The organism is Streptomyces sp. NPDC033221 (assembly GCF_055577005.1).
Genome location: NZ_JBVIQN010000017.1, coordinates 166,963 through 180,115, shown reverse-complemented (window position 1 = coordinate 180,115; position 13,153 = coordinate 166,963). Strand labels below are relative to the sequence as shown.

The window sequence follows — 13,153 nt, the reverse complement described above, 5'->3', positions numbered from 1 at the left end:
GCCGAGCCCGCGGAAAAACCCACACCCAGGCACTACTCCGCCTGGCCCGCCACCGCATCAGCGTGCTGTTCGCCATGCTCCGCGACAGCACCCTCTACGAACCCCGAACCCCACGCCTCGCTTGACGAAAGACATAGAGGCACCCCCCCGGCAAGTGCACACAACTCCTGGCCCGCGTCCGGCAGGTCCGCGACGAACTCGCCCGCCAGGAGCAGCAGACCGCTCAGCGCCGCGAGATGCTCGACCGGTAGCTCTCGGGCACGGCGGCCGCCCCCACTGCTCCGCTTGAGGCGACTGAAGCCTGGCCCGAGCAGTCGGTGTCATTCGTGCCGATCGCTGCTGGACGAGGAGCAGTTCGCCGGCTGACGGCCCGTGAGCCGTCCCACCAGCCGGTCACGCCCTTCACTCCCGTCCCGCCCTCTGCGACGCTGACGGCCCGGTTCGCCCACCCCTCGCGCGTACAGGAGCCGCCCCATGCGCCGCGCCGCCGCACTCTCCGCCCTGACCTGCGCCCTCGCCCTCACCGCCGCCGCACCGACGACCGTCCCGGCGGCATCGGCCACCGGGTCGGACCGGCCGTCCACCGCCCCGAACACTTCGACGCGCTCCGCCTCCCTCCTCGACGCCGTGCCCCGCCGCGGTGTCCTGCGGGTCTGCACCACCGGTGACTACCGTCCCTTCACCCACCGCGACCCCGCGTCGGGCGCGTACCGCGGCGTGGACATCTCGATGGCCCGCGACCTCGCCCGGAGCCTGGACGCCAAGCCGTCGTTCGTGCCCACGACCTGGGCGAGAATCGTCGACGACCTGGCGGCGGGGCGCTGCGATATCGCCATGGGCGGCGTATCGGTCACCCTTCCGCGCGCCCGCAAGGCGGCTTTCAGTGAGCCCACCCGTACCGACGGCAAGACGCCCATCGTCCGCTGCGCGGACCAGGACGAGTACCGGACGCTGGAGCAGATCGACCGGCCGGGCACCACGGTGATCGTCAACCCCGGTGGCACCAACGAGCAGTTCACCCGGTCCGTCATCAAGCGCGCGGCCATCACGCCGCACCCCGACAACACCACCATCTTCGACGAGATCATCGCGGGCCGCGCGGACGTGATGATGACCGACGCGAGCGAGACCCGCTACCAGTCCAAGATCCACCCCGAACTGTGCGCGGTCCACCCCGGCCGGCCCTTCACCTTCTCCGAGAAGGCGTACGCCGTACCGCGCTCCGACCTCCAGTTCAAGGAGTACGTCGACCAGTGGGTCCACCTGGCCACGCACGACGGCACGTACAAGAAGTACGAGGAGGCGTGGATGGGGAAGTGAGGGAGGGGCGTGGAGCCGCTGCCGGGGGTGGAGCCGGGAGCGGGACCGGTTACGGGAACGGTTGGTACGTGATTGGTACTAGGTTGGTACGTACCAATCCGGGCGTGATTGTCCGGACAATGTGACCTCCGGACTTCCCGTCATCATCCCGGCCGGATACGCTCCCAGCCGTGGGGAAACGCGAAACCGACTCCAAGGGTGCCGAGAGCCCCGTTCAGTTCAGCGTGGACCGGAGCAGTCCGGTCCCGCTGTACTTCCAGCTGTCCCAGCAGCTGGAGGCGGCGATCGAGACCGGCAGGCTGGCCCCGGGCAGCCTGCTCGGCAACGAGATCGAGCTGGCCGGACGCCTCGGGCTGTCCCGGCCGACCGTCCGCCAGGCCATCCAGTCGCTGGTCGACAAGGGACTGCTGGTGCGGCGCCGCGGCATCGGCACCCAGGTCGTGCACAGCCAGGTCAAGCGTCCGCTGGAGCTGAGCAGCCTCTACGACGACCTGGAGGCCGCCGGCCAGAAGCCCGCCACCCGGGTGCTCCTCAACACCACCACCGAGGCCACCGCCGAGGTCGCCGCCGCGCTCGGGGTCGCGGAGGGCGCCGAGGTCGCGCTCGTCGAGCGGCTGCGGTTCGCGCACGGCGAGCCCGTCGCCCACCTGCGCAACCACCTGCCCGCCGGACTGCTCGGTCTCGGTACCGAGCAGCTGGAGGAGACCGGGCTGTACCGCCTGATGCGGGCGGCCGGCATCACCCTGCACAGCGCCCGCCAGGCCGTCGGCGCACGGGCCGCGACGGTCGAGGAGGGTGAGCGGCTCGGCGAGCCCGAGGGGGCCCCGCTGCTGACGATGCAGCGTACGACCTTCGACGACACGGGCCGCGCGGTCGAATTCGGCTCGCACGTCTACCGGGCCTCGCGGTACGCCTTCGAGTTCCAGCTGCTCGTACGGCCCTGAGCGGGCGATGCCGCGCGACGGAGGTCCGGCCGCCCGGGTAAGAATGTTCTGACAAACCATTGACGGGGCTCGGCGCCCGCCGCTAGAACTCCTCCAGCCGCCATCGGGCGGCACGGGAGAGAGGGCGGTTCCATGATGCGTACCGTGCACGGAGCCCGTCACGCCGAGCCGCGTACCGCCGGGGGCCGCCGCGCCCGGCTTCCGGTGTCCGCCGCGGCCGTCGCCGCTCTCGCCCTCGTCGCCGGGTGCAGCGGCTCCGGCGGCAAGGGGGCCGAGGACAAACCGGGCGGCGGGGCCGGTGGCCGGTCGGTCGACACGCCCCGTATGACGATCGGCATGGTCAGCCACGCCGGCGAGGGCGACGCCTTCTGGGACATCGTGCAGAACGGCGCCGAGCAGGCCGCCGCCAAGGACAATGTGAAATTCCTGTACGCCAACGACAAGGAGGGCGGCAGGCAGGCCGAGCTGGTGCAGTCCTACATCGACCAGAAGGTGGACGGGCTGATCGTCACCCTCGCCAAGCCGCAGGCGCTGGCGGCCGTCGTCCGCAAGGCCGTCGCCCGGGGCATACCGGTGATCACGATCAACTCCGGCGGGCGGTTCTCGGCCGCGTACGGCGCCCTGACCCACATCGGCCAGGACGAGACCGTGGCGGGCCGCGCCGTCGGCGAGGAACTGAACCGGCGGCACGCCACCAAGGCCCTGTGCGTCCTGCACGAACAGGGCAACGTCTCCCTGGAGGACCGCTGCGCCGGGGTCCGCGCGACCTTCTCCGGCCGGGTGGAGGACCTGAACGTCGACGGGACCAACGCGCCCGCCTCCCAGTCCTCCGTCCAGGCCAGGCTCCAGTCGGACACCGGCATCGACTCCGTCGTCACCCTCGGCGCGCCAATGGCCGCGATCGCCGGCAAGGCCCGCGACGAGGCCGGCAGCAAGGCCCGGATCGGGACCTTCGACCTGAATCCCTCGGTGGTCGGGCTCCTGAAGAAGAAGGATCTCGACTTCGCGGTGGACCAGCAGCCCTACCTCCAGGGGTACGAGGCGGTGGACCTGCTGTGGCTGCACAGGGCCAACGCGAACGTCCTCGGCGGCGGCAAACCGGTGCTGACCGGCCCGGCGATCGTCACCGGCAAGGACGTACCGAAGCTGGCGGAGTACACCGGGCGCGGGACCCGATGACCCCACGCGGAACAGGCGTAACGGATACTTGGGCGGCCGGGACCGATCATTTTCGGCCCAAACCCGGCAGAGCGCCCCAGGCGCACAGTGACAGAAGCAACAGCAACGAGAAGGGCTCGACCTCGTGGCAAGGGTTCGGACAGGGGTACGCGCGGTGACCGCGGTGCTGGCAGCGGTGCTCGCCGCGTCCCTGGCGGGGTGCAGCAGCACCGGCGGCAAGCGCGCCGAGGAAGCGCGCGCCGCCCAGACCGCCGGCGGGAAGGCGGCCGTCAACACCCCGAGGTGGACCTTCGCGATGGTCACCCACTCGGGCGATGGCGACACCTTCTGGGACATCGTGCAGAACGGCGCCCAGCAGGCCGCCCTCAAGGACAACATCAAATTCGTCTACGGGCACGACAAGGAAGCCCAGCGGCAGAGCCAGCTCGTGCAGTCCTACATCGACCAGAAGGTCGACGGGTTGATCGTCACCCTGGCCAAGCCCGACGCCATGAAGGACGTGGTCGCCCGGGCCGAGAAGGCCGGCATCCCGGTGATCACCGTGAACTCGGGCGCCGAGGCGTCCAAGGCGTACGGCGCCCTCACCCACGTCGGCCAGGACGAGACGGTGGCCGGTGAGGCGGTCGGCGAGGAGCTGAACGAGCGGGGCCGCAAGAAGGCGCTGTGCGTCCTGCACGAACAGGGCAACGTCGGCCACGAGCAGCGCTGCGACGGTGCGAAGAAGACCTTCAAGGGCGAGATGCAGAAGCTGTACGTGGAGGGCACCAACATGCCCGACGTCCAGTCCACCATCGAGGCCAAGCTCCAGTCGGACCCCGGCATCGACTCCGTGGTGACGCTGGGCGCGCCGTTCGCGCCGACCGCCGTCAAGGCCAGGGAGCAGGCCGGCAGCGACGCCGAGATCGACACCTTCGACCTGAACGCGAAGGTCGCCGACGGCCTCAAGGACGGCTCGCTCGGCTTCGCCGTCGACCAGCAGCCGTACCTCCAGGGCTACCAGGCGGTCGACCTGCTGTGGCTCTACAAGTACAACGCCGACGTCCTCGGTGGTGGCAAGCCGGTCTTCACCGGCCCCCAGGTGATCACCAAGAAGGATGCGGCGGCCCTGCAGGAGTACACGAAGCGGGGGACCCGATGAGCACCGCGGAGACACCCGTACGGGACAGCGGACCGCAACCCGGCGGCGGCCCGGACGAGCGGCTGGTGCACCGGTCACCGGCGCGCCGCCTGATGAGCCGGCCCGAGCTGGGCGCGGTGGTCGGCGCCGTGGCGGTCTTCCTCTTCTTCTCCTTCGCCGCCGACACGTTCCTCCAGGCGTCCAGCCTGTCCACCGTGCTGTACGCGTCGTCGACGATCGGCATCATGGCCGTACCGGTGGCGCTGCTGATGATCGGCGGCGAGTTCGACCTGTCGGCCGGTGTCATGGTCGTCAGCTCGGCGCTCGTCTCGTCGATGTTCAGCTACCGGATGACCGCCAATATCTGGGTGGGCATCGGGGTGTCCTTGCTGGTCACCCTGGCCATCGGGGTCTTCAACGGCTTCCTGCTGACCCGGACGAAGCTGCCCAGCTTCATCATCACGCTGGGCACCTTCTTCATGCTGACAGGCCTCAATCTCGGCTTCACCAAGCTGATCAGCGGCACGGTCTCGACGAAGTCCATCGCCGACATGGAGGGCTTCGACTCGGCCCGGGCGCTCTTCGCGTCCCACCTGAGCATCGGCGGCGTGGACATCCAGGTCACCATCCTGTGGTGGATCGGCCTGGTCGCGCTCGCCACCTGGATCCTGCTGCGCACCCGCGTCGGCAACTGGATCTTCGCGGTGGGCGGCGGCGCGGACGCCGCGCGGGCGGTCGGCGTGCCGGTCACCAAGACGCGGATCGGCCTGTACATGGGCGTGGCACTGGCGGCCTGGATCTCCGGGCAGCACCTGCTGTTCTCGTACGACGCGATCCAGTCCGGCGACGGCGTCGGCAACGAATTCCTCTACATCATCGCCGCCGCGGTCGGCGGCTGCCTGATGACCGGCGGCTACGGCTCGGCGATCGGCGCCGCCGTCGGCGCCTTCATCTTCGGCATGGCCAGCAAGGGCATCGTGTACGCCCAGTGGAACCCGGACTGGTACAAGTTCTTCCTCGGGGCGATGCTGCTGCTGGCCACGCTCCTGAACGCATGGGTCCGCAAGCGCGCGGAGGCGACGAAATGAGCACCCCGGACAGGCCGGAGAAGACGGACACCGCAGAGGTGCCGCAGGGTGAGGGCGTCCGGGGGGACGAGGGCGCCCCAACGGACGCCCCGCCCCTCGTGGAGCTGGCGGACGTCAGCAAGTTCTACGGCAACATCAAGGCCCTGGAAGGCGTCTCGCTGGAGGTGCACGCGGGCGAGATCACCTGTGTGCTCGGCGACAACGGCGCGGGCAAGTCCACCCTCATCAAGATCATCGCAGGGCTGCACCAGCACGACGCCGGCCGCTTCGCGATCGAGGGGGAGGAGACCCGGCTCTCCTCCCCGCGCGAGGCACTGGACCGCGGCATCGCCACCGTCTACCAGGACCTGGCCGTCGTCCCCCTGATGCCGGTCTGGCGCAACTTCTTCCTCGGCTCCGAGCCCACCAAGGGCGCCGGCCCCTTCAAACGCCTCGACGTGCAGCTGATGCGCGAGACCACCCGCGCCGAGCTGCTGCGCATGGGCATCGACCTGCGCGACGTGGACCAGCCCATCGGCACCCTCTCCGGCGGCGAGCGGCAGTGCGTGGCCATCGCCCGCGCCGTGTACTTCGGCGCGAAGGTCCTGGTCCTGGACGAGCCGACGGCGGCGCTCGGCGTCAAGCAGTCCGGCGTGGTGCTCAAGTACGTCGCGGCCGCCCGGGACGCCGGACTCGGCGTGGTGTTGATCACCCACAACCCGCACCACGCCTACCTCGTGGGCAACCGTTTCGTCCTCCTCAAGCGCGGCGCGATGGCCGGCCGCCACACCAGGTCCGAGATCGGCCTGGACGAGCTGACGCGCCAGATGGCAGGCGGCAGCGAGCTGGAACAGCTCAGTCACGAACTGGCCCGCGCACCCGAACCGAGCCACCTCGGCGGCCACCCCACGCACTGAGCGAGGGCGGCCCACGGGCGGTGGCGCGGGTTCCGGCGGGCCCGCGCCGCCATGCGCCGCATACCGCTGTTAGGGCACAATCGCACCGGACCGTGCACGTCACCGCCGCCGGCACGGCGCCGCGCGCCCCGGGGCCCCGCCCCGACAGCGCCCGGACCCGTACGGCACCGGACGAGCACGACACCGGACCACGCACGCCGAGGCCCCCGGCCTCCCGACACCCGCAGGGACGAGACGACTCTTGCGAGCACGCAGCCGCCGCCACCGCAACGGCGAAGAGGTGGGTCGATGAGCACGTACCGGGACCGGGTGCACCGAGGATCCGCCAGAGCGACCGTGCTGCGCACGGTGGGCACCCGCGAGCGGCGCTCCCACCTGAGCGCGCCCCGCGTGCCGACCGTCGGCATCGACATCGGCGGGACGAAGGTGATGGCCGGCGTCGTCGACGCGGACGGCACGATCCTGGAGAAGGTCCGTACCGAGACCCCCGACAAGTCCAAGAGCCCCAAGGTCGTCGAGGACGTCATCACCGAACTGGTGCTGGACCTCTCCGACCGGCACGACGTGCACGCGGTGGGCATCGGCGCGGCCGGCTGGGTCGACGCCGAGCGCAGCACCGTCCTGTTCGCACCCCACCTGAACTGGCGCAACGAGCCGCTGCGGGACCGCCTGGCGGGCCGCCTCGCGGTCCCCGTCATGGTCGACAACGACGCCAACACGGCCGCCTGGGCCGAGTGGCGCTTCGGCGCGGGCCGCGGCGAGGACCACCTCGTCATGATCACGCTCGGTACGGGCATCGGCGGCGCGATCCTGGAGGACGGCGCCGTCAAGCGCGGCAAGTACGGCGTGGCCGGCGAATTCGGCCATATGCAGGTGGTGCCGGCCGGGCACCGCTGCCCGTGCGGCAACCGCGGCTGCTGGGAGCAGTACAGCTCCGGCAACGCCCTGGTGCGCGAGGCCCGCGAGCTGGCCGCCGCCGACTCCCCGGTCGCGTACAACATCATCGACCGGGTCGGCGGCCGCGTCACCGACATCACCGGACCGCTCATCACCGAGCTGGCCCGCGAGGGCGACGCCATGTGCGTCGAACTGCTCCAGGACATCGGCCAGTGGCTGGGCGTCGGCATCGCCAACCTGGCCGCCGCGCTGGACCCCTCCTGCTTCGTGATCGGCGGCGGCGTCAGCGCCGCCGACGACCTGCTCATTGGCCCCGCCCGGGACGCCTTCCGGCGCACCCTGACCGGCCGCGGCTACCGTCCCGAGGCCCGGATCGCCAAGGCCCAGCTGGGCCCCGAGGCCGGCATGGTCGGCGCCGCCGACCTGGCGCGCCTGGTCGCCCGCCGCTTCCGGCGTGCCAACCGGCGGCGGGTGGAACGTTACGAGCGCTACGAACGATCGGGCCGGCGATGACGGAGCCGGCCAACCCGCCCATCACCGAGGAACACGATCCGGCCCGGCAGGAACCGCGGCAGACCGTTCGCGAGACGCCGGAGCGGCCGGAGCCGCCGACCGGGGCGCCCGGAATCCGGACCGGCGCGTCCGCCGGGCCCCGGGTGGCGAGCAGACGCCGCCGCTGGCTCACCGCGCTGGTCATCTTCCTCCTCATCGCCATCCCGGCGGGCTATATCGTCATCTCCGCCGAGCAGAGCCGGGACAGCGGCCAGAGCAAGGAGGAGGAGGCCGCCGCCACCGGCCTCTACAACGACTATCCCTCCAAGGTGCAGCAGCGCATCTACAACGTCCCGGTCCCGGCCGGGTCCACGCCGGTCTACTACTACGAGTCCAACGCCTGGCACCGCAGCTCCCTGTACGTGCAGTTCCGCACCAACAACTGGGGCCTGGACCACTACCTGAAGTGGGCCGGCACCAGCCGCGCCGCTCTCAAGAACGGCGAGATCACCATCACCGGGACACAGGCGGCGAAGGTCGGCTGGGACCTGGCGAGCGGCGGCCAGTGGGCCGGCACCTCCATCAAGGCCGATGACCCGCACCCCAGCCAGAACATCACGGTGAACTTCGACAAGCCGGGCCACCCGGTGGTCTACGTCGTCTCGACGGTCGTCTTCAAGCACTGAAGGGCCGGTACGGGCGGCTCCGGGCCCGCCCGTACCGGCCTTCGCCATCCTCCACCTCAGCGGCCCTTACTCCGACGGTTTACCCCGCCCGTCGCCTGCCGCGCTGGTCGTACCGCAGAGTTCAACCCGGTGCCGGACGACGACTCCCCGCGTCCGCCCGTAGGTTCTCCGTCGAAAGCCCCGCCCGAGCCGGGAACCGACTCCCCGGCGGCCGCGGGTGCGGGCCGCATCGAATCAGGGGGAACAACTGGTGCGTATACGACATGCGGTGCTGGCCGTGACGACGGCGGCGGCCGTCGCCGTCCCCGCCCTGCCGGCGGTGGCGAGCGAAGCGGCCCCGGCCCGGGCCACGCTGAAGATCAAGTGTCACACCAACTGGAAGACCGGCACGTCGGCGAACGTCTGGTGCGACGGCCACGGACCGGCCCGGTACGGGGCGAGCATCCAGTGCAAGAAGGGCTCCCACGTCCGCCAGCTCAACTACGGCCCGGGCCCCTGGCAGGGTGACCACCGCGGCATCAGCATGTACTGCCCCGGCGGCGGCTACAAGCGCGTCAAGCACTGGGGCTGGCCCGCCTGACCGAGCCCCGGCCGTCCGGCAGTGACGAGTACGGTGGGTCCGTACACCACCACGGTGTACGGACCCGCCGCAAGCTCCATGCCGGAGCCGTGATCCGCCGGCCTCGTTCCGGGTGCGTCGAGCCCCCGCGAACCGGGCGACGTACTCGTCGAACGGCGGGATGCCTGCCTCCGCCCGCCGCTCGTCCACGCGCTCAGGGCTCTCGCAGGGCCACGGCACGGGCGCACCGTCCGCCCCCCGGCGATCTGCGTGCCGTAGATCTGCGGCCGCCCCTCGTTGACGAGCGTACGATCCCGCAGAAAGGCCAGCTCGCGGGGGTCGGCAGCGTCTGCCGCCACCGCCTGCTCCATCAGCCGGAGCGCGCGCCGCTGCACATCGAGCTGCCGGTCGGCGTGCTGCGCGATCAGCCAGGCGGCCCGCGCCGCGTCCTCGCCGACCAGTTCCGCCGTGGGCCAACCGTACTCGTCCATCATCTCGTTGAGACGGTCCGCATGCTGCGCGGTCAGCCGGCGCCACGCCAACTGCTCCGCGAAATCCGCGCTGTTCGCCTGCGGGCCGGCCTGGTGATCTGCCGCGGCCATTTCCACGAGTTCAGCCGCCACGGCGGCAATGCCGGATGCCATTCCTGCTCCAGTGGTCAGAGGGATGCGCGCGTCGCGCGGGTCGTCCGCAACCCTAAAAGCGCATATCGTCCCGGAAGATCCACCTGGAGCAGGGTGACAAGCCCGCTATGGCGCTGGGATACTGGATGCATCCGGTGGCCGTGACCTCGCGAGCGGATCGAGCCGGTGCGGCTCGTATTCCCCTGCGGGGATGGCGTTATTGCGTAATGCCGGACCCAACCGGCGCCCTGCGCGGCCAGGTTGGCGATATGTTCCACAGGCCCGGTGGTAGAGTCCGCCGTCATGGACAAAAAGGCCGTGACCGCGCTGGTCGAAAAGTACATAGCGATGTGGAACGAATCGGACGAGGAAACTTGGCGCGCCGTGGTCGACGAGGTTTTCACCCCGAACGCCACGTACACCGACCCGACGATCGTCGCGGACGGCACCGTCGCCATCGGCGATTACCTCGCCGCCGCGCGGGAGAACTTCACCGGAATGCTGTTCACCTTCGACGCGGTGCTGACCCACCACGACGCCGTCCACTTCGCGTGGCAGGTCGGCCCCACGGGTGGCGCGCCCGTGGTGAGCGGCTTCGACGTCGCGTGGCTGGAGGGCGGCCGGATCAGCCGGCTGTGCGGATTCTTCAACGGCTTCTGACCTCCGCGGCTCCGGACGTCCGCGCGACGATCTTCGTAACGTGTTTCGGAACTCCGCGTTGACAGCACCCGGGCGTGCTGGGGCAGCCTGACCCCGCGCACAGGAACACCAGCCCGGCAGGAGCCCCCATGACCGACGCCCACGGCCAGGCCGGGCGGGACCGTGACGAGATGGTCAGACGGCTCCTGGAGGAGTCGCGGGAAACCCTCGGCGTCACCCGCAAAGACCTGGCCGAGAAGATCGGGAAGACTCCCCGCACGCTGCGCAACTGGCTGCGGCACCCGTCGCAGCTCAATGCGCAGCAGGTGGAGAGTCTCGGCGTCGCTCTGCGGATGAGTGACGAGAACCAGGCGAATCTCTATGTCCTGACCGGGCAGCTGCCGCCCTCCACCCGTACCAGCGCGCAGCCGCACACGCCCATGAAGATGCTGTACCAGAAGATGATCGACGGCCTCGCCCATCCGTCCGTCGTCTACGACCTGGCCTGGGACGTGGTGCTCACGAACCCCTCGTTCCGGGATGTTTTCGGGGGCGTTCGGCGCCATGTCTCGGCGCATCCCACCCGGAACACCCAGCGGTACATCCTGTTCCACCCTGACGCACCCCGGATTCTGGGGGGAAACGACCTCGAAGCGTTTCACGAGTTCTGGCTGATGCCGTGCCTCGCGGTGGTCGCGGCGACGTTGCACCGGCATCCCACCGACCGCCGTGTGCTGGCCATCGAGCGGGATATCAACGGCCATTCCCGGACGCGCCGCGCCTACCGCGAGGCGCCGCGCTGGATCGCCAAGAACGGCGACATGGTCATCGACCCCATTCCACGGCCGTTCTGGGACCCGCGCAGCGGGGAACTGACCCGCGCTCATGTCATCACCGAGGCCCATGGGGGATTGCAGGGCGCGCCTCTCCAGCGAGCCACCTTCATCTGCGAGGAGCCGGAGCCGGCCGAAAAGCCCGCGTCCGGGTAATACGCGTACGACAGCTGCGTGGCGGCGCCCGTCCGGGAATCCCCGTAAGGGACCTGGCCGACGCCCCGTCAGCCCTGGCGTCCGTACTCCGACTTCACGCCCCTGGGGACCCTCGGCCCCATCTCAAGCAGCTCCGCGCCGGAGATATGCTGCGTCTGGCTCGGGATCTTGAGCCGCGGCAGCTGCGCGGCACCTGACCCGGAGATGACGCGTGAGCACGCCGTCGGGCCCCCGTCCGCGGCAGCTCTTCCCAACAACGGCTTCGGAGGCCCTGTGACCCCCCCTCGCCCGGACGCTACCCGCGGCAACTCCGTACCGGTGCCGCCCCCCGGCTGCCCGGCGCACGGCATGAGTCCCGAGGTGCGCCGGCTGTACGGGGCCGAGGCGGAGGCCAATCCGCAGGAACTGTACGAGACGCTGCGCCGCGAGCACGGCCCGGTCGCGCCGGTGCTGCTGCACGGCGACGTACCCGCCTGGCTGGTCCTGGGCTACCAGGACAACCTCGAAGTGATGCGCACCCCCTCACGGTTCTCCCGCGACTCGCGGCGCTGGACGGCATGGCGGCAGGGGCTGATCCCGGACGACTCGCCGCTGGTCCCCATGGTGGGCTGGCAGCCCCTGTGCGTGTTCGCCGACGGAGCGGAGCTCCTCAGGCTCCGCGGCGCGGTCACGGACAGCCTCGAACAGATCAACCGGCACGGCGTGCGCCGGTACATCGCCCGCTACACCCGGGAACTGGTGTCGGCCTTCGCCCGGACCGGCCGGGCCGACCTGGTCCGCGACTACGCCGAGCCGCTGCCGATGCTGGTGGTCTCCCAGATGCTGGGGATGGTGCCCGGCGAGGGGCCGGACCTGGTGGCGCCCGCCCTCGACCTGGTCCGGGGTACGGAGACGGCCGCCGCCAGCAACGAGCTGGTGACGCGGACGCTGCGCGACCTGGTCGAGACGAAGAAGCGGCGGCCGGGGCGCGACCTGACGTCGCAGCTGATAGCCCATGCGTCGGCGCTCACCGACGACGAGATCATCGAGCATCTGCGGCTCATCCTGGTGGCGGCCCACCAGGGCACGGTCAACCTGCTCGCCCACACCCTGCGCATGGTGCTGACCGACCCCCGTTTCCGCGGCAGCCTGTCGGGCGGTCAGATGACCCTGCCCGACGCGCTGGACCAGGTGCTCTGGGACACCCCGCCCATCGCGGCGGTGCCCGGCCGCTGGGCCACCGGCGACACCCGGCTCGGCGGACAGCAGGTCAGGGAAGGCGACATGCTGCTGCTCTGCCCGGCGGCCGGCAACGCCGACCCCGAGGTGCGCTCCAGTGACGAGCCGATGCGGGGCAACCGCTCGCACCTGGCGTTCAGCTTCGGCCCGCACCAGTGCCCGGGCGCGGACATCGGCCGGGCCATCGCGGAGACCGGCATCGACACGCTGCTCAGCCTGCTGCCCGACGTCAGCCTCGCGGTGCCCAAGGAGGAACTGACCATCGAGGCCGCGTGGCTGACGCAACGGCCGGCGACCCTGCCGGTGATGTTCCAGCCGAAGCAGATCGACGCCCCGCGCGGGCAGGCGACGGGCGCGCAGCCGGCCGCGGCGACGGCCACCGACCCGGCCGCCGGGACCGCCCGGCAGCCGGTTTCCGGCCGCCGCGGATAGGGCGCGCCGCCGCCCTGGCTCCGGCGCACCCTCCCGGGGGTGCGCCGGACGCCCTGTTGACGGCCGGTACGACG

At 70.9% G+C, this 13,153-nt stretch carries 12 protein-coding genes and 2 pseudogenes; 13 read left to right on the top strand and 1 reads right to left on the bottom strand.

The genetic code is table 11. The features are described 5' to 3' along the window. From ACZ53K_RS23095 to ACZ53K_RS23050, 10 genes and pseudogenes are all read left to right on the top strand, one after another. Positions 1–125 (top strand): annotated as a pseudogene (locus tag ACZ53K_RS23095) (IS110 family transposase); the annotation flags it as partial. A 349-nt stretch (positions 126–474) separates the two neighbouring features. Next, complete coding sequence (locus ACZ53K_RS23090; RefSeq protein ID WP_468839692.1) at positions 475–1,320, top strand: transporter substrate-binding domain-containing protein; 846 nt, start codon at positions 475–477, stop codon at positions 1,318–1,320. Between the two features lie 224 nt (positions 1,321–1,544). Further along, positions 1,545–2,264 carry a GntR family transcriptional regulator gene (locus tag ACZ53K_RS23085; RefSeq protein ID WP_468839704.1) on the top strand — a complete coding sequence of 240 codons (720 nt, stop codon included), beginning with the start codon at positions 1,545–1,547 and terminating at the stop codon, positions 2,262–2,264. 144 nt (positions 2,265–2,408) lie between these two features. After that, entirely contained in the window at positions 2,409–3,443 is a 1,035-nt protein-coding gene (locus tag ACZ53K_RS23080; RefSeq protein ID WP_468839689.1) for a sugar ABC transporter substrate-binding protein, read from the top strand. Positions 3,444–3,567: 124 nt separating this feature from the next. Further along, positions 3,568–4,581, top strand: coding sequence for a sugar ABC transporter substrate-binding protein (locus ACZ53K_RS23075; protein ID WP_468839687.1), 1,014 nt, complete (start codon positions 3,568–3,570; stop codon positions 4,579–4,581). Next, complete coding sequence (locus tag ACZ53K_RS23070) at positions 4,578–5,648, top strand: ABC transporter permease (RefSeq protein WP_468839684.1); 1,071 nt, start codon at positions 4,578–4,580, stop codon at positions 5,646–5,648. Before ACZ53K_RS23075 ends, ACZ53K_RS23070 begins: the two co-directional genes overlap by 4 nt. Further along, on the top strand, positions 5,645–6,544 hold the full coding sequence (locus tag ACZ53K_RS23065) for an ATP-binding cassette domain-containing protein (RefSeq protein ID WP_468839682.1): 900 nt from the start codon (positions 5,645–5,647) through the stop codon (positions 6,542–6,544). The genes ACZ53K_RS23070 and ACZ53K_RS23065 overlap by 4 nt, the downstream gene beginning before the upstream one ends. Positions 6,545–6,832: 288 nt before the next feature. Next, complete coding sequence (locus ACZ53K_RS23060; protein WP_030023694.1) at positions 6,833–7,954, top strand: ROK family glucokinase; 1,122 nt, start codon at positions 6,833–6,835, stop codon at positions 7,952–7,954. Then, positions 7,951–8,619 (top strand): hypothetical protein, encoded by a 669-nt coding sequence (locus tag ACZ53K_RS23055; RefSeq protein WP_468839679.1) that lies wholly within the window; start codon positions 7,951–7,953, stop codon positions 8,617–8,619. Before ACZ53K_RS23060 ends, ACZ53K_RS23055 begins: the two co-directional genes overlap by 4 nt. 250 nt (positions 8,620–8,869) lie before the next feature. Further along, a complete protein-coding gene (locus ACZ53K_RS23050) occupies positions 8,870–9,199 on the top strand; it encodes a hypothetical protein (RefSeq protein ID WP_468839706.1) in 330 nt (109 codons plus the stop codon). Between the two features lie 126 nt (positions 9,200–9,325). On the opposite strand, the pseudogene ACZ53K_RS23045 reads toward ACZ53K_RS23050, so the two are convergent. Then, positions 9,326–9,822: pseudogene (locus tag ACZ53K_RS23045) on the bottom strand (DUF6624 domain-containing protein); the annotation flags it as partial. A 282-nt stretch (positions 9,823–10,104) separates the two neighbouring features. Between ACZ53K_RS23045 and ACZ53K_RS23040 the strand changes: the two are divergent. The 3 genes from ACZ53K_RS23040 to ACZ53K_RS23030 all read left to right on the top strand — a co-directional run bounded on the left by ACZ53K_RS23040 (position 10,105) and on the right by ACZ53K_RS23030 (position 13,079). Then, positions 10,105–10,461 (top strand): nuclear transport factor 2 family protein, encoded by a 357-nt coding sequence (locus ACZ53K_RS23040; RefSeq protein ID WP_468839676.1) that lies wholly within the window; start codon positions 10,105–10,107, stop codon positions 10,459–10,461. A 128-nt stretch (positions 10,462–10,589) separates the two neighbouring features. Next, positions 10,590–11,429 (top strand): MmyB family transcriptional regulator, encoded by an 840-nt coding sequence (locus ACZ53K_RS23035; protein WP_468839673.1) that lies wholly within the window; start codon positions 10,590–10,592, stop codon positions 11,427–11,429. A gap of 273 nt (positions 11,430–11,702) precedes the next feature. Then, positions 11,703–13,079, top strand: coding sequence for a cytochrome P450 (locus ACZ53K_RS23030; protein WP_468839670.1), 1,377 nt, complete (start codon positions 11,703–11,705; stop codon positions 13,077–13,079). Positions 13,080–13,153: the final 74 nt, after the last annotated feature.

What these genes read in the sequence shown, in the direction of transcription:
- ACZ53K_RS23090 (WP_468839692.1), top strand. Translation starts at nt 475, where the DNA reads ATGCGCCGCGCCGCCGCACTCTCCGCCCTGACCTGCGCCCTCGCCCTC.
- ACZ53K_RS23070 (WP_468839684.1), top strand. Translation starts at nt 4,578, where the DNA reads ATGAGCACCGCGGAGACACCCGTACGGGACAGCGGACCGCAACCCGGC.
- ACZ53K_RS23065 (WP_468839682.1), top strand. Translation starts at nt 5,645, where the DNA reads ATGAGCACCCCGGACAGGCCGGAGAAGACGGACACCGCAGAGGTGCCG.
- ACZ53K_RS23060 (WP_030023694.1), top strand. Translation starts at nt 6,833, where the DNA reads ATGAGCACGTACCGGGACCGGGTGCACCGAGGATCCGCCAGAGCGACC.
- ACZ53K_RS23055 (WP_468839679.1), top strand. Translation starts at nt 7,951, where the DNA reads ATGACGGAGCCGGCCAACCCGCCCATCACCGAGGAACACGATCCGGCC.
- ACZ53K_RS23040 (WP_468839676.1), top strand. Translation starts at nt 10,105, where the DNA reads ATGGACAAAAAGGCCGTGACCGCGCTGGTCGAAAAGTACATAGCGATG.
- ACZ53K_RS23035 (WP_468839673.1), top strand. Translation starts at nt 10,590, where the DNA reads ATGACCGACGCCCACGGCCAGGCCGGGCGGGACCGTGACGAGATGGTC.